Origin of the sequence: Micromonospora sp. NPDC093277, assembly GCF_044765245.1 — a bacterium.
Classification (GTDB): Bacteria; Actinomycetota; Actinomycetes; order Mycobacteriales; family Micromonosporaceae; genus Micromonospora.
Genome location: NZ_JBIWJO010000006.1, coordinates 285,989 through 301,737, shown reverse-complemented (window position 1 = coordinate 301,737; position 15,749 = coordinate 285,989). Strand labels below are relative to the sequence as shown.

The following is a 15,749-nucleotide window of genomic DNA, read 5'->3' as shown; positions in this document are numbered from 1 at the left end:
TTCACCCGGTTACCCGCACCTGGTGGCCGTACGAGAAGGCGAGCGCGTTGACACCGAGCTCGAGCCGTTGCACGGCTTCACCCCGTTCCCCGGTGGTCGGGTCGGCCCCGAACAGCCGGACGTCCTCCACCAGGTCGACCCCGTCGACGCGCTGGAGCACCGCGTACAACTCACCCGACTGGACCGGCCGGCCGAACGGCCACCCGGAGGCGTCCGGCCCACCCCGCACCGGGTCCAGGTAGTCGTAGAGGGCCCGCAGCGCCCGACGGCGCAGGTCGGCGGCGGACGCGGTGGCCCGGGGCCGGGCACGGACCTGGGCGACCACCGTCACCCCCTGATAGAACGGCGGCTCCACCAGCACCCGGGCACCGACGCAGCGGCGCGCGTCGAGGAAGGACCGGATCCGCTCCAGGGTCTCCTCCCGGGGCCGCAGTGCGGCGAAACGGGCCGCGTCGTCGTCGGCGTCCTGGTGCTCACCCAGCGCGGGCACGACCAACACCCGCACGGCGGCCGAGTCGGCGCCGGCGGGCACGCACCGCACCCGCAGCACCTCGGGCGCGGCCTGCCGGGACAACTGCTCGTAGTCCTCCGCGGTGACCGCGCGTTCCCGGGTCCGCACGGTCAGCGGCCCCCGCACCGACGTCTCGGCCAGCGACTCGCCGTCGACCCCGCCGGTGGCCGCTGTCCGGTTGGTCACCGTGGAGACGAACGGCACCGGGTCGCGCAGTACGCTCAGCGCGCGGGCGGCCACGTTGCCCCGCCGCCCCCCACCCGTCCGGTACGCCGGAATCCGGATCACCGCCCCCTTCGGCGGCACCGCCCCGTGCCGGCGTACCGTGCCGTCGGGCTGCCGCACGGCCGGCCCGAAGGAGATCTCCCCGCCGGCTCGGTCCACGCACACGTGCCGGTCATCGGGCCCGGAGTCGGCGAAGCTGGCCACCTCGCGCCAGGTCTGCCACCCCTCGGCGGTGCCCACCTCCACCTCGACCGCGCCGTCGGCCGCCACGATCGGCGCTCGCTGCACCGTGAACCGCTGGCCGGGCACCCCTTCGGACGCGCCGAGGCTCTCCCCGGCGATCAGCTCCGCGTGACAGGCCGCCACGGTCCCGCCGATGGTGGCCGCCTCGGCCCGACCCAACCGTGGTGGGGCGTGGAAGTACGGCTGCCCGACGGCAGGCTCCCGCAACCGGCAGCGCAGCCAGCCGGCGCGCTGGCGCGCCACCACCGACGCGGCGTGCCCGGCCGGTACGTGCAGCACCACCTCGCCGGCCCGGTTGAGTGCGCCGGTGCTGTCCCGCTCCACCGGGCACTCCATCCAGCCTTCGTCGGTCCACGCCTCCCAGACCAGCGGCGGGTTCGTCGGGTCCACGCCGCGTCCGGCGACCATCCAGTCCATGGTGAGCAGCACCGCGCAGCCGGGCACCGGACCGTCGAGCCCGAACAGCACGGCGTCGCCGGCCGCCGGCGGGTCGGCGAACGCCGGCACCCGGTCCGCGCCGCCCAGGTCACCCGTCCGGTCCGTCGGTTGGCCTCCGGCCGGTACGGTCACCACCCGGACCAGTCGGCACGGCGGCACGGTCAGCTCACGCAGCGTCTCGAACGTCACCGGCTCGACCTGCTCGGCCCGGACGGTCGCCACGTGGGTGCCGGCGGGGACGACGACCGGCGCGTCGCGCGGCGCGGACAGCCAGAACGTCACGTCGGTCGAGGCCACCGCCGGCGGGAACGGGGTGATGCCGAGCAGGTCGAGGAACTTCACGTAATGCCGGTCCGGTACCCGGTTGAGCCGGTAGAGCAGCTGGTCGACCATGTACGCGAACGTCTCGATGAGGGTCACCCCCGGGTCGGAGACGTTGTGGTCCGTCCACTCCGGGCAGCGCCGCTGCACCAGGCGTTTCGCGTCGTCCACCAGGTCCTGGAACCGGCGGTCGTCGAGGTGGGGTGCGGGCAGGGCCATCACGGGGCTCCGGGGTCGTGCGCGGGGATGACGTAGAACGGGAAGACCAGGTTGCGAGGGTCGTTGTCCTGACGAAGCCGATAGCGGATGTCGATGTGCAGCGTCCCGCTGGCGACATCGGCGAAGTCGACCAGCACGTCGTCCAGCTCGATGCGGGGCTCCCACCGCTCCAGCGCCAGCCGCACCTGGTAGGCGATCTGGCCGGCGGTGGACGGGTCGGCGGGGGCGAATGCCAGCTCGTGGATGGCGCACCCGAACTCGGGGCGGCCCGGCCGCTCGCCCGGGGCGGTACCGAGGATCAGCCGGATGCTCTCCACCACCTCGCGGTCCCCGCGCACCAGGGCGATCCCGCCGGTCGGGCCCGTACGCAGCGGAAACGCCCATCCGGCGCCGACGAAGTCCGTGGCCATGCGGATCACCCGCCGATCAGTACGGTCGGGCAGCCGGCGATGATCGGCGCGCCGCAGCCGGCGAGGTCGCCGAGGCGCGCGGCCGGCTGGCCGCCGATGAGCACCGTGGGGCACCCGGGCGGCAACAGGGGAGACGGCGGGTGCGGCGGGGTGCCCGGGAAGGCGCAGGCGTGCATGGTCCCCACTGTCGCGGCGGGCTGCCCGCCGATGAGGACGGTGGGCACCCCAGGGCCGCCGACCGTCCCCGGATGGGCGGTGGGGTCGCCGACGCGAGCGGCTGGTGGCACGGCACTCTCCCTTCGGTCGATCCGACGGCTGTTCAGTTGATGCGCACCACGGCACCGCGCACCGTGACCGGGCCGCCGGCGGTCAGCTCCGCGCCGCCCTGGCCGTTGACCTTCACAGTCGCGCCCTCCACCGACGCGCCGGCCGAGCCGCGGACGCTCACCCGGCCCTGACCCTCTATTCCCACATCGCCCTTCGCGGTGACGGTGACCTTCTGCCCGGCCAGTTCCAGCGGCCCGGAGCCGGCGTCCAGGCTGATCCCGTTCTGGGCCTGGACGCTCACCTTGCCGTCGCTGACGATCTCGATCTGCCGGCCGGTGCGGTCCAGCCGCACGGTGAACTTCCGGTCCCCGGTGGCCAGCAGCACACCGTCCGGGCCGCTGCCGGCCTCCAGCAGCTCCAGCCGGTGGCCGGTACGGGAGACCAGCGCCCGGGCCGCGATCCGGCCGCTGCTGCCGTCCACCGGGTCGGTGTCCAACTTCGGGGGCGCGTCGGTGCCGTTGTGCAGTCCGCCGAGGACGTACGCGGCGTCCAGGTTGCCGTCGGTGAACCCGACCAGCACCTCGTCACCCACCTCCGGCAGCAGCACGGCACCCCGGTCCGCACCCGCACCGGGCTGCACGACCCGCGCCCAGCCGGTGGTGTAGGTCTCGTCCAGCCACGGCAGGGTGAGCCGGACCCGGCCGAGCTTCTTGGGGTCCTTCACGTCGCTGACCACCGCCGGGACCAGCCCGTGGCCGGCCCGCTCGGCCCCGGCCGCACCGGCGGTCAGCCCGTACAGCGAGCGGTCCGAGCGGCCGGAAACGGTGAACGCCGTGGTGTATCCGGCCTGCTCGCTGAACACGTGCCGGGTGCTGGTCAGCACGTACCTGCCCTGGAACGGCTCGCCGATGTTCGCCAGCGCGACCGGCGTGCCCGCGTGCAGCTGGGCGTTGCCCTTCGCCACCCCCTCGATCTCTGCGCACCCGCCGCCCAGATCACCGGCGAGCGCCCCGGCCACCAGCCGGACCGCGGCGTCCGTGTCCAGGGTCGGGTCGGCCACCAGGTACGGCGGGCTGCCCAGCTTCTTCCCCAACTCGGCCGGATCCACGCCGATCCCCTCGGCACCCGGCACCTTCGGGGAGGCGGTCGCGTTGACCGCCCGTTTGGTGGCCGGGTCCCAGCCCCGCGCATTCACCTCAGGCACCTGAGCGGTGGCGGTGACGCCGGCGCGGAGCGTGATCAGGTTCCGGTTCAACTCCAGCACCAGCGGGTCCTGGGTGGCCCGCGCCGACGGGTCCGGGGCACCGGCGGGCGGCTCCGGCATCCGCAGGTGCAGCTCCCCGTCGAGCACGGTCACCTGCGCACCGACCAGCTCCGCGAGTCGGTGCAGGAACGTCCAGTCGCTGACATTGTCCTGGCTGAGCTGGGCCTCCGGCTCGCCCCCGATGCCGGTCACCGGATCGATCCGGCCCGCCCTCAGCCCGGCCCGCTGGGCCACCTTCCGCACGATGTCGGGCACGCTCATCCCCGGGTACGCGGCCACCCGCCGGCCGCGAAGCAGCCGGTGGGCCAGGTCGAGGCCGCGAACCTCGGTGAACGTGCCGGTGGCGTCCAGCTCGCACTCCAGGGCGGTGACCTCGCCGGTGAGCAGCAGCGCGGGGCCGCCCGGGTCGGAGGTCTGCACACTGAGCCGCACCGGCGCGCCGATGGCGAACCCGCCCTTGGCCAGCACGGTCCGGTCCGGGTCCCGGTACCGCAGCACGAACCGGTCGGGCAGGTTGCGGCTGTCGTCCACCGCCGCGTACGTCAGCAGCGACGCGACCTCCGCGGGCAGCGGGCTGCCGCCCACCTCGACCAGGAGGGCGTTGGCGAACTGCTCATTGGCCACGGGCACCGCCCGGGGCGGTCAGTTCCTCCGGAGCGGGCACCAGCAGCGCGGTGCCGGGGCGCAGCCGCATCGGGTCGTCGATCTCGTTGGCCTCGGCGATCTGCCGCCACAGCCCGGCCCGCCCGTATGCCCGGTAGGCCACCGAGTGCAGGGTGTCTCCGGCGACCACGACGTGGATGTCCCGGGCGGCCAGCGCTCCGGAGGTCGGGTTCTGCCCGGGTTGCTCGCCGGAGATCTCCTCCAGGGCGACCGTGCACAGCGCCCGTACGGGCGTGCCGCCCGGGGTGAACAGGGTGTACTTGGCGCTGACGCTGGCCACGAAGGACGGGAAGCCGACCATGCCGCCCCAGTGGAACACCACCCACGGCGGTGACCCCTTTTTCTGCTGCCGGCTGGCGTCGGTCGGCACACAGCAGCCGAACAGCTCCTCGACCCGCTTCACCACCGAGCTGTCCATCGTGTCGGTGGCGTCGAAGAACATCTCCAGGGTCAGCTTGCACGGATCGGAGCCGGTGAACTCCGGCACGCCGCTCTTCTGCGCGTTGCGCTGCGCGTCCCGCTTCCACTTGGCGGTCTTCGTCAGCGCCAGCTCCTTCGGGTTGAACTGGAACGGAATCCGGCCCAGCTGCGGGCCGGGGCTCGCCGTTCCTCCGTTGCGGGGCGGCTCGTGCAGTTGCAGGTATGCGTGCGTCAGCTGCGGCGGCGCGCCGCCACCCGGGCCGGCGGGGCTGCCCGCGGCGGTGAACGTGACCGGGGAAGCGCTCACGCCGTCACCCCCCGGTCCCGGGGCCGAAGAAGCCGTGGTGCGCCAGCTCCAGGGTCTCCACGGCCACCTTCGGGCTGTCCGGGCTGAGCTGGGGCCCGGTCCAGCGCACCGGGATGACGTCGAGCAGGCCCCAGCGGGCGATCACGGTGCCCTCCAGGGTGCGCGCCTCGATGGTGGCGGTCTTGCGTTTGATTCCGTTGGCCATGCCGGAGAACCATCGCATCAGCTTGACGCTGTCCGCCGTGATCGGGCGGGAGAGCTTGACGTTGGAGAACTTCATCCGGGTGGGCAGCTGCCAGACGTGCCCGTTGTTGCCGCCCTCCTCCCGCTGCTCGACAACCACCTCGCAGCCCAGCCCGTCGCAGGTGTTGAACGCGCCGAGATCCTGATCGTCGATTTTCACGACGAAGGCGATCGCGACGGCGACCTCGTCCTTGGCCATCCATACCTCCTGGTCGGTCGGCGCGTCCTCTGGTCCTGGCCGCTGCCCGTCCTGCCCTGCGACGAAACGTGCGGGCCGGGCGGGGTCAGCCCGGCCCGCCGAGCACCCCGTGTCTTTCCCGGTCGAGGCGAAGCTCGGTCTTCAGCCGGCGCAGCAGCGGGTCGTACAGTTTCTTCAGCAGTTCCTCCGGCTCCGTCCCGCCGGCCGGCATCGCGCCTGGTGGCGCCGGTTGGCCGGCCGCGGCGGGCTCGCCGCCCGGCGGTGGGGTCGAGACCGGGCCCGGCGCGGCGGCCGGCGGTACGTCGGCCGGTGGCGGCGCCTCGACGGGTGGCGGTGCCTCGGCCGGCTCGGCCCGCTGCAGGACCGGGGCGGGTGGGTCCCGGTCCGGCGCGGTAGCCGCCGACGCCAGCCCGCCGGCGAGGTACGCCATCGGCGGGCTGTCGCCTCCCGATCCCGTCCGAGCGGGTGATCCGGGCGGCGGCGAGCCGGGGAGCGCCCCCACCCATCGCTGGACCGGCGCCGGCCCGCCTGCCGCAGGCGGTCCGGAGTGGGCGGCCGCCGGGGTGCCGGGCAGGTCCGGCACGTCCGCGAGGAGGCTCGGGCGCTGCGGTTCGGACCCGGCGATCGACGCCGCCACAGTGGATACCGGCTCGTCGTCGCGCTGCCAGGTCACCCGCTGCACGCTCCGGCCGGGCGGCGCGGGCATGGCGGGCACCTCCCCGGTGAGCAGCCGTACCGGGCGGTCGCCGACCAACCGCGCCACGACCAGGGGCAGGGGAGCGGGGACCCCGTCGGGTCGCCCGCCGCCGACCGCGTCGCCCCGCACGTCCGACGTGTCGCCGTAGCCGCCGACCAGGCTGGACGCCGAGTCCACCGCCGGCTGGTACGTTGCCGCTGGTGCCTCCAGGCGGGACACCACCGGCAGGTCGGGACCTCGTGCCCCGGTTTCCCGGCTGCCGGCCGGGTCCGCCGCCCGGCCGCCCCGATCCGCGGTCTCGGCCGGTACTCCGTCGATCCCGGAGGGCATCGGGGCGGGTGGCTGAGCGAGCAGCGGCACCACGTGCGCCCCGGCGGGGGGTACGTCGTCCGGCGGCACGAACGTCTGCGCGGGCAACCCACCCGTACCCGATCCTGCCGGGTCGCCGCCCGACGCCGCGTCGTCGCCAGATCGCACGGTGCCGCCCTGTGATGTCCGGCCCGTCGCCGTGCCGGCGACCGGCAGGTCGCCGACCGGCGTGGAGGGGGCGCCACCGGTTTCGAAGTCACCGTGGACCCATCCCGGATCGACGGCGGTCGTGGGGGCGTCGGCGGCGAGGCGGGCGACGGGGACCTCGCCGAGCAATCCGGTCTGCGAGCCCGGCGCCGTCGTGCTCTCCACCGGGCCGTCGCTCCCGCCGTCCGGTCCACCAGCGTCGGCTGCAGGCGCGATGGCTGCCTGGTCCGCTCCGGCCGATGGCCGGTGGGCCAGGGGCGGGGTGCTGTCCCCGGCCGGGAGGCGTTGAAGCGGCGCGGCGTCCCGTGCGCCGGTGGAGTCGGGTTTCGCCGGGGCCGCGGCCTCGGGCGGTGGGAGCAGTGGGGACACGATCGGTTCGCCCAGGCCGAGCCGGCGGGGCGGCCTCGGGGCATCCGCCGGAACCCGCTGCACGGGCAGGTCGGACGCGAACTGACGGGTGCCGGATGGCAGCGGTCCGGCGATCCCCGCCGACTGCGACGGCGCGGGCGGTGCCACGTCCGGGCCGCGCTGCTCGGCGGGAGTCGCCTCCATTGCCGCCGGGACCTCCCGCCCGAGGGTCGGCACCTCCGGCGCGTCGACGGCATCGGACGGGTCGGCATCGACGGCCCGCTGGGACGCGTCGGTCGGCCGGTCAACGGTGGGCAGGTGCAGCTCCACCGCGAGCGGGGGCGCGGTCAGCAGCCGACTGACCGTCACCGGCTCCGCCGGCACGGGTTCCGGCCGCACCAGCTCCGTCGGCACGGACTCCATCGTCACCGGTTCGAGCGGCACCGGCTGGCTGACCGGCACCGGCTCCACCGGTTCGGCCCGGACCGGGAGTGGCATGGCCGGCGGGTCGGGCACCATCCGACGCTCCTGCGCCGAGGCGTCGGTGAACTGCCGGTGGTCCGGGGCGGGGGAGGCGATTTCCTGGCGTTGGCTCGGGGCCGGGCCGGAGACCTGCCGTTGCAGGGAGGGCCTGGGCCTTCCGGTGTCTGACGCCGCGGTCGCGAGCGGCAGCGGCGCGGGATCGTCGCTGCGCGGCCCTCCGATGGGCTCCGGGTCCGCCTGCGTCGGCTCGCTGACCGGCGCCGCCGCGCCGTGCAGCACGCCCGCCGGCTCGGCCGCTCCGACGACATGGCCGAGGGGAGCCAGGTACGAGGGGTCGCGCCAGGCGGCCAGCGAGCCGGTGAAGGTGTCCGGCAGGTTCAGCCGCGGTTCGTCGGGGGTGATCCGCTGGATCGGCGGCAGACTCAGCCAGGCGGGCGGCTCGTCCCGGCCACGCGTTGGGGCACCGGCAGGTGTGCGTCCCGCCGCCGCGTCGTCGGTTGGCGTGGCTCCCGCCGACGCACCACCGGTCTCGCCGTCGTCCGGGGTGGGCGCGTCGGCGGTGGACCGCTGCACGGTCCGCTGCGATCGCCGGCGCCACGGCCACATCGGGTCACCGTCCCTGACTGATCCGGGTGTTGATGCTCGCGATCTCGGCCACGTACCGCAGCCGTTCGCCGTGTTCGAGGTCGAGGATCTCGTCCAGCGACCAGTGGAAGTGGTATGCGACGTACGCGACCTCGGAGTAGATGCGGTCGGCCGCGTACGTCACGATTCCCCCAGGCGCCCACCGGCGAGGTCGACTGCGAAGCGGTGCTGGCACTCCGGGCACACCACGCTCGCGCGGGTGTGCCCCTCGCTGTTGATCCGCCGGTACATGTCCTGCAGGAACGCCAGGTCGGAGGCGAACAGGTCTTCCACCACGCCGGGGTGCACGTCCACCACTGTGCCGATCCGGGTGATCACCCGGCTGAGCAGCACGACGGTGAGGTACGGCGGGTTCTCCCGTACCCGGTCGTCGCGCAGCGGCACCAGCTCGTCCCGCGCGGTCGCCAGCCGCATCACCCCGTCCCGGTGCACCGTGCCGGAGCCGTCCACGTAGCCGCGGGGCAGCTCGAACGGGAACTCCGTGCGCAGCGTCTCGCGCCGCGGCGCGACGGCGGGCGGCTCGGCCAGCTCGGGGCCGGGCGGTGGGACGAGCGAGGACGTACGGCGCATGAGGCTACTCGACCTCCATCGCCTCGTACGTCACCACGAGCTTCTCGGTGAGCACGCTGGTGTCGCCGGCCTTGAGCGAGCTGATCTCCAGGCTCTTCGCCCACGCGTTGGTGAGCTTGTACCGCTTGATCGGCATGCCCTCGTAGTCGAAGACGATGATCGCGCCGCCCTTGCGGGCGTCGCCCATCTTGCCGAAGCGGCAGTCCTTGATCCACCGCTCGAAGCTGTTGTCGGCGGTGAGACCCCGGGTCAGCGTGACCTCGCCGGCCTTCGGCGCGCCGGGCGCCTTGCGGACCACGAACTTGCCGTCGGCGGTGTTCGACTTGTACTCGATGACGTCCTGCTCCATCTTGAGGCCGGTGACCTCGGTGATCTGGCGGATGACGATGCTGTCCACCTCCAGGCCGAACGAGTGGCCGACGGCGGAGTCGAAATCGGGGAGCGGCACGACTGCCTCCTGACGCTACGGGGACTACTCGTTGACCAGGCTGGTGCCGCCGGACATCTGCGCCAGCTGGAAGATCACGAACTCGGCGGGTTTCACCGGTGCGACGCCGATCTGGCAGACCACCTGGCCGGCGTCGATGCTCTCGGCCGGGTTGGTCTCGCGGTCGCACTTGACGTAGAACGCCTCGTCGGGGGTGAGCCCGAACAGCGCGCCCCGCCGCCACTCGTTGATCAGGAATGCGCTGATGGTGCGGCGGATGCGGGCCCAGAGCATGTCGTCGTTGGGTTCGAAGACGACCCACTGGGTGCCGTTGAGGATCGACTCCTCCAGGTAGTTGAACAGCCGTCGCACGTTCAGGTAGCGCCACGCCGGGTCGGACGACAGGGTGCGGGCGCCCCACACGAGGATGCCCCTGCCGGGGAAGGCGCGGATGCAGTTGATGCCGAGCGGGTTGAGCAACTCCTGCTCCGCGCGGGTCAGCTGGGTCTCCAACGCGACCGCGCCCCGGATGACCTCGTTGGCGGGGGCCTTGTGCACGCCCCGCGCGCCGTCGCTGCGCGCCCACACGCCGGCCAGGTGCCCCGACGGGGGCATGAACCGGTTTGTGCCGGTCAGCGGGTCGAACACCTTGATCCAGGGGTAGTAGAGCGTGGCGTACTTCGAGTCGTAGCCGGCCTGGTCGGTGCGCCACTCCTTGACCTGCTGCGGCGACAGGCCCGGCGGCGGGTCCAGGACGGCCATCCGGTCACCCATCAGCTCACAGTGGGCGATCATCGCCGACTGCACGGCCTTCACCGACTCCAGATCGATCGCGCCGCGCTGGTACGCCCCCATCAGGTCGGGCACCGCGACCATGGTCACCTCGTCGACGGCCTCCAGGCCACCGAACCCGGTACGCTCCGCCGCGTCACCCACGTACTCGTCCGCCGACACCGTCTCCGGCGCGCCGACCGTGGGCGGCTCGGCGGTGAGGGCCACCTCGCCGCCGGACGGACGGGCCAGCTGGCCGGTCGGCGCCGCCTCCTCGATCGTGATCAGCTTCGACCGCTCGCGGACCACGGTCACCACGTTGTCCTTGCCGCGTCTGGTGGTCACCGACTCGAACGTCTCGACCACCTGGCCGCCGCGCTTGACCACCAGGTTGAACCGGTCCTCGCCGGCGCCCTCCGGCGGGTCGGCGACCTCGACCGTGACGTCCTCCGGGGTGCCCTCGGGCAGGGCGCGGGCGACCACCCGGTACGTGCCGAGGATCGCTGCCGGCGCGGGCGCCGTCGGCAGTGCCTCCTCGCTGGCCCGGTCGCCGCCGACCCGTACGATGTACGCGGCCCCGCCGCCCTGCATGAAGTAGCCGTAGACGGCGTGGCCCAGGTAGCAGTCCGGGGCGAACTCGCCGAAGATCTGCGAGTACTGGCTCCAGTTGGTCACCAGAGTCGGGGTGTTGAACGGCCCCTGCGCGGCGAAGCCGACGAACGCGGCGACCGCCGTGCCGACGCCCTCGATCGGGCGGGAGCCGGACTCCACTTCCTCGACGTACACGCCCGGTGCCAGGTAGTTGGGCATCACGCCTCCTCGTCCCTCAGGGTCGAGTCGAGCGTCCCGCGTACCCGTTGCGGATCAAACGTCCGGCGGGCCGCTTGATCGGGAAGCTTTCGCTGCCCTTTGGCGCAGAACCAGGGCCCTTGGCAGCGGGTCGCGTCCTCTCAGTCCTGCGCCTCGACAAGGGTGCCGTCCGGAAGCTTCACGGCCACGACGTGGCCGAGAAAGTCGGCGTATGAGGAGTAGGCCGGGAAGGTCGACTCGCGCAGCGGCTCGCCCTTGGCCTCGTCGTCCCACAGGTCCTCCAGAGCGAACTCCAGAATCCTGCGGTTGCTGACATCCTCCAGGTCCACCGCGAGGTACGAACGGTCATTGGCGAACCACTGGCCGATGGGGTAGAGCCGCGCAAGGTCGAACATGGTCTCGCGGTTTTCCTCATTGACGTAGCCGGGCTCCACCTCGTACCAGTGGTCCTCCTGGTCGTCGGAGCGCGGTGAGTCGTCCCAGCGGAACCCGTCAACGCGTACTTGGGCGCCGGGGACCGTGAACGCGAGCGCCGAACGGGTTTCGCGGAACCACGGCGGCAGCGTAACTTCGTCGGTCTCCTCGTAGTGGCTCAGCGCGGCGTTGTCCTCCCTGACGAACGTGAGCGACGGGAAGTGGTCAACGAACCGGCGCAGGCCGGCCTTGTCCTCATCCGGCAGCGTGGACTGCTCAATCCACGAGCGGGCGGCGGCGGCGTCGCCGTTGACGGGGTGGCGGCCTTCGGCGGAATCGGTCATCGTGCGCTCCTGTCAGATGAATTGCTGGAAGAGGGCCTCGATGGCCTGGGCGTGTGCGGACTGCCCGGCCGGGGTCACCGGGTTGCCATCCTTGTCCTGGCATGCCGGGTGGATCTCCGGGGTGATGGGTGTGGAGTTCCAGATCCACTGCTTGGCAACGTTGTGCGCCGCCTGCGCGCTGGTCTGCGGGGTGCTGCCACTCTCAAACGCGGTCCGCAGGGCGTCATGGAAAGCCTTCGTGCCCGTCGTCCGCTGGTTCGATCGGGTCACGGTAGGATAGTAGACGGCGCCGACGTGTCCGTTGGGGACAGAATAGGCGCGCTCTGCCGCGTCGCCGGGGAGTTTGTCCGTTACCTTCTTGGGTGGCGACATGGCCGGGCTGAATACGACCTGGAAAGTGTTGCTCCGCATCTTGTTCTGGAGCTCAATCCATTTCTCGCCATTGTTCGCGAGGTTGGCGGCGTGCTGTTTGAGCACCACTTCGAGGATGTAGTCGCTGGGGACCCACTCGTGGTGACCGTCCAGCACGGCGCGGAACTTGTCCTTTACGTGCAGCGCGAGTTTCTTGTCTTTCCACGCCTTCTCGAACCCGGCAAGGTCGATGCTGCCCGCCACCCCGTCCTTGGTGAACGCCAGCGTTTGGCCCGTGGCCATCGCCTCAAGGAACGGGATGACTGTGTGTTCGCTGATCGCAGCCCGGACGGCCTCCTGCTCGGTGAGCGGGGCGGCGACCACGCCGACCGTGGTCTCCGGGTTGATTCCGCCCCGGATCTCGACCACCTGGTTGCTCTTTTTGACGGACACTTTCGAGACCCCGGTGTCGGCCGCGATCTGGGCCCCGAGCGCCGACAGGGAGTCCGGTGAGGCGACCGTGGCCTTCGGCAGGGTCAGGGTTTTGCTCGCCCTGTCGTAGCGGGCGTCGCCGTGCTGCGCGAGCACCGACTTGGTCACCTGCTTGGGGTCACCGCTGGTCTGGTGGATGACCTGCCCCGAGGCGGTGTGCGCGAGTTCGGCGGACAACGCCGGGCTTGGCTCCTTCAGGTGGAACGCCGAGGGTTCGACCAATCGCGTTGGTGTCTCGATGTCGGCCCGTTCATCGGCCGTGCCGGGCTTGCCGTCCTGGCCCTTGTCCTTCTTTGCGAATTTGCTCTTGAGCTTCGCCCAGAGCTTCTTGCCGAGTCCGACGATCTTCCCGACGACCCAGTCGACGGCTTTCATGACGGGTTTGGCGAGGGCTTTGAAGAATTTCTGGACCTTCTGGGCGATGCCGCTGATGCCGAGTACGGTGGCGAGGACCCCGATCAGCACCGGCACGGACCGGGCGAGGGCTTTCTCGATCAGGGCGGGGACTCCGCCGGATCCGCCGCCGGCGATGGCGATGATGGCGTCGAGGACGGAGTTGACGAACTCGATGATCTGGGCGCCTTGGGTCACGATGAACGTGACGAAGTCGATGATCATCTTGACCGCGCGGATGAACGCCGAGGCGGGGTTGAGCAGGCTGATGATCCAGGTGATGCCGGCCATCAGGATCGTCGGGATCAGGTATTCGCTGATCTTGGAGAACAGGTTGGCCTTCAGGTCGCCGACCTTCTCCTTGATCTCTTCCCACATACCGCCGAGCCCTTGGGCCTGGACCTTCTGCACCAGGGGCACGGACTGCTCGACCGCGCCCATCGCCTGTTCGGGCACCCCACGCTTGACGATCCGCCCACGGATGGCCGCCCAGGTCAGGCCGAGCAGGGAGCCGATCATCATGACGATGCCGCGCAGGTCGAACTTCGCGGGCAGTTCCAGGCCGGCGCCGGCCATCGCGCCGGTGAGCCAGCCGACGAGGCCCTTCTTCAGGTGTTCGCCGATGTTCGCGATGAACTGCTTCAGCCCGGCGCCGACGGCGGAGACGAGGTTGCCGAGGAAGCCGATCGGGTCCTTGATGATCGCCATGACCGCCTGCGCGGCCTTGGCCAGGACACCCATCAGCATGTCCTTGAGCTGCATGATGGTCTTGATGACACCGGCGACCGCGTCGACGGCCTTGGCGACCAGGCCCTTGTTCTTCTCCTTCTCGGCGGCGATCTCCTCGTCCACCGACTTGAGCGCCTCGTTGTACTTCGACGCGAGGGTCTGCACCAGCTCGGTGCCCTTGTTGTTGACCTGCTCGGTCAGCTCGTCGAACTTCCCGGCGAACTCGCCCGCCGCCTCCTTGCCGATCGCCTGCAGGTCGGCCGGAAGCTTGCGGACCTCGGCCTGCAGTTCGTCGCGGCCGGCGGCGATGCGTTGCTTGGCCCGGCCCAGCTCGACGCCGATGGTGTCGGCGACGGCGGAGATGACCTGCTGCATCCGGTCGACGTAGCCCTTACGGGCCACCACGAAGATCTGGTTGGCCTCCTCCGGCAGGCCGGCGAACTTGTCCTTGATCCACCGGCCCTTACCGAGCAGTCCCGAGTAGCGTTTGTCCTTGTAGGCGTCCATCCGCTGCTTGTGCTCGGCGGTGAACGCGTCCCGCGCCGCCTTCTCGCCCTTGCTGAACTGGTCGTCGACCTTCTTGTCCAGCCCGGACAGAATGCCCTCGACGTCGGTCTTCGTGGCGTCGAAGACCTTCTGCAGGATGCCGGTGACCTTGGCCCGTTTGGCCTCGTCGGCGGACTTCGCCTGCTCCTTGCCCGCCCCGACCTGCGCGCCGGCCTTCTTACGGTCCGTGGCGAGGGCGGTCATCGCCGCCGCCCCCGCCTGCCCGGCTGCGGCCTTCGCCCCGGCCAGGGTCTGCGCCTCCGCGGCCCGCACCTGACCGGGGGCGGTGGCGGCGTGCTGCTCGGCGGTGTTCTTCTCCTTCAACGCCCCGGTGAACTCCGGCTCATTCGACCTGGCCAACTGCTCCTCAGTGACCTGCGCATCGGCCATCTGCTGGTCGACCTGCCTCGGCCCATCGGAGAAGTCCGTCGCCGCCGGTGGGGCCTTGTCCGGCACGGCCTTCGCCGGGTCCGGCGTGCCCGGGGTCGCCGGTGGTTTGTCCGACACCAACGGCGTGACCTGCTTCTCCACCGCCTTCGACGTGTCCGGGGCAGCCTTGGTGGTGGTCTCGATCGCGTTCGCCGACGCCTTCTTACCGTCGGTGACCCGGCCCTGCACCTGCCCCTTGACCGCGTCGGCCTTACCCGAATCACCGAACTTGTCGGCCTCGTCGAGGTTCTTCGGCGCCTGCGCCGCGATCGCCTCGTTCACCGCCCGAACGAACGCGGCCTTGTCGAACTCACCCGGCTTCGCGGCATTCATCTTCTCCGCGTTCGCCGCCTTGCCCTGGGCCTCCTTGTCGTCCTGCGGCGGCTTCGCCGCACCCTGCGCCTTGGCCGCCTCCGACTTTGCGGGCGGATGCGCGGCGAGCAGGTCCTGCTTGCCCCGCACATCCGCCTTCAGAGTGGCGAACTTCGGATCCGCCTGCGGCCCAGGACGGCGAACCGGACCCGCATCGGTCGCCAGCCGCTGCACCGGCGCCTCGCCGGTCAGAGCGCCACCGGTACTGGCCAGGTCGCCCGTCGTCGCCGATCCCTTCGCCGACCGCTGGGCGGTCGGCGAAGCCATCCCCGACGAACTGGCTTTCCGGCTGCCTGTCGGCGCCGCGCGACTTGGCTTGGCCGGCTTGGCCGAGGCCGTCCGTCGCTGCGCTATCAGGGCGGAAACCGCACGGTTACCGGCGGCGGCCTGCAACCGCTGCGCCGTGGCCGGGCTCATCGGCCGGGCCGGCGATTCTCGCTGAGGGTCGACCGCGGGTTCGGCGAGGGCTGGCGGGTCACTCGCGGCCCGCTGCGACACTGGCAGGGCAGGGCGGCGTACGGCATCCCGACGCCCGTCACGCTCCTCGGCCGGTGCCTTCACTCGTACCCCCCGACCGGGACACGCCACCAAAGCTCACCGTGAGAACGAGTCTTCGCGACCTTTGGTTAGTCTTCGCGGCACAAGGGGTCACGGGAAGGGCAGTCGTCATTGCCCATAAGTG

At 71.8% G+C, this 15,749-nt stretch carries 13 protein-coding genes; all 13 read right to left on the bottom strand.

Annotation, left to right across the window (positions count from 1 at the left end; translation table 11 throughout):
- Position 1: 1 nt before the first annotated feature.
- The 13 genes from ACIRG9_RS15870 to ACIRG9_RS15810 all read right to left on the bottom strand — a co-directional run bounded on the left by ACIRG9_RS15870 (position 2) and on the right by ACIRG9_RS15810 (position 15,334).
- A complete protein-coding gene (locus ACIRG9_RS15870; RefSeq protein ID WP_402855671.1) occupies positions 2-1,957 on the bottom strand; it encodes a putative baseplate assembly protein in 1,956 nt (651 codons plus the stop codon).
- Positions 1,957-2,367, bottom strand: coding sequence for a GPW/gp25 family protein (locus ACIRG9_RS15865; RefSeq protein ID WP_402855668.1), 411 nt, complete (start codon positions 2,365-2,367; stop codon positions 1,957-1,959). Before ACIRG9_RS15865 ends, ACIRG9_RS15870 begins: the two co-directional genes overlap by 1 nt.
- Positions 2,368-2,372: 5 nt before the next feature.
- Positions 2,373-2,654 carry a PAAR domain-containing protein gene (locus tag ACIRG9_RS15860; RefSeq protein ID WP_402855665.1) on the bottom strand — a complete coding sequence of 94 codons (282 nt, stop codon included), beginning with the start codon at positions 2,652-2,654 and terminating at the stop codon, positions 2,373-2,375.
- Between the two features lie 32 nt (positions 2,655-2,686).
- Complete coding sequence (locus ACIRG9_RS15855; RefSeq protein WP_402855662.1) at positions 2,687-4,522, bottom strand: VgrG-related protein; 1,836 nt, start codon at positions 4,520-4,522, stop codon at positions 2,687-2,689.
- Positions 4,512-5,288, bottom strand: a complete 777-nt coding sequence (locus ACIRG9_RS15850) for a LysM peptidoglycan-binding domain-containing protein (RefSeq protein WP_402855659.1) — start codon at positions 5,286-5,288, stop codon at positions 4,512-4,514. The genes ACIRG9_RS15855 and ACIRG9_RS15850 overlap by 11 nt, the downstream gene beginning before the upstream one ends.
- 4 nt (positions 5,289-5,292) lie before the next feature.
- Positions 5,293-5,730 (bottom strand): phage tail protein, encoded by a 438-nt coding sequence (locus ACIRG9_RS15845; protein WP_402855656.1) that lies wholly within the window; start codon positions 5,728-5,730, stop codon positions 5,293-5,295.
- Between the two features lie 85 nt (positions 5,731-5,815).
- Positions 5,816-8,380 (bottom strand): hypothetical protein, encoded by a 2,565-nt coding sequence (locus ACIRG9_RS15840; RefSeq protein WP_402855654.1) that lies wholly within the window; start codon positions 8,378-8,380, stop codon positions 5,816-5,818.
- Positions 8,381-8,384: 4 nt separating this feature from the next.
- Positions 8,385-8,543 (bottom strand): DUF6760 family protein, encoded by a 159-nt coding sequence (locus tag ACIRG9_RS15835; protein ID WP_089006791.1) that lies wholly within the window; start codon positions 8,541-8,543, stop codon positions 8,385-8,387.
- A complete protein-coding gene (locus tag ACIRG9_RS15830; RefSeq protein ID WP_091118469.1) occupies positions 8,540-8,989 on the bottom strand; it encodes a hypothetical protein in 450 nt (149 codons plus the stop codon). Before ACIRG9_RS15830 ends, ACIRG9_RS15835 begins: the two co-directional genes overlap by 4 nt.
- Positions 8,990-8,993: 4 nt before the next feature.
- Positions 8,994-9,437: a phage tail protein gene (locus ACIRG9_RS15825; protein ID WP_402855650.1), complete on the bottom strand. Its 444-nt coding sequence runs from the start codon at positions 9,435-9,437 to the stop codon at positions 8,994-8,996.
- A gap of 24 nt (positions 9,438-9,461) precedes the next feature.
- Positions 9,462-10,997 carry a phage tail sheath family protein gene (locus ACIRG9_RS15820; protein ID WP_402855647.1) on the bottom strand — a complete coding sequence of 512 codons (1,536 nt, stop codon included), beginning with the start codon at positions 10,995-10,997 and terminating at the stop codon, positions 9,462-9,464.
- Positions 10,998-11,137: 140 nt separating this feature from the next.
- Positions 11,138-11,755: a hypothetical protein gene (locus ACIRG9_RS15815; RefSeq protein WP_402855644.1), complete on the bottom strand. Its 618-nt coding sequence runs from the start codon at positions 11,753-11,755 to the stop codon at positions 11,138-11,140.
- A 12-nt stretch (positions 11,756-11,767) separates the two neighbouring features.
- On the bottom strand, positions 11,768-15,334 hold the full coding sequence (locus tag ACIRG9_RS15810) for a hypothetical protein (protein ID WP_402855641.1): 3,567 nt from the start codon (positions 15,332-15,334) through the stop codon (positions 11,768-11,770).
- Positions 15,335-15,749 lie beyond the last annotated feature (415 nt).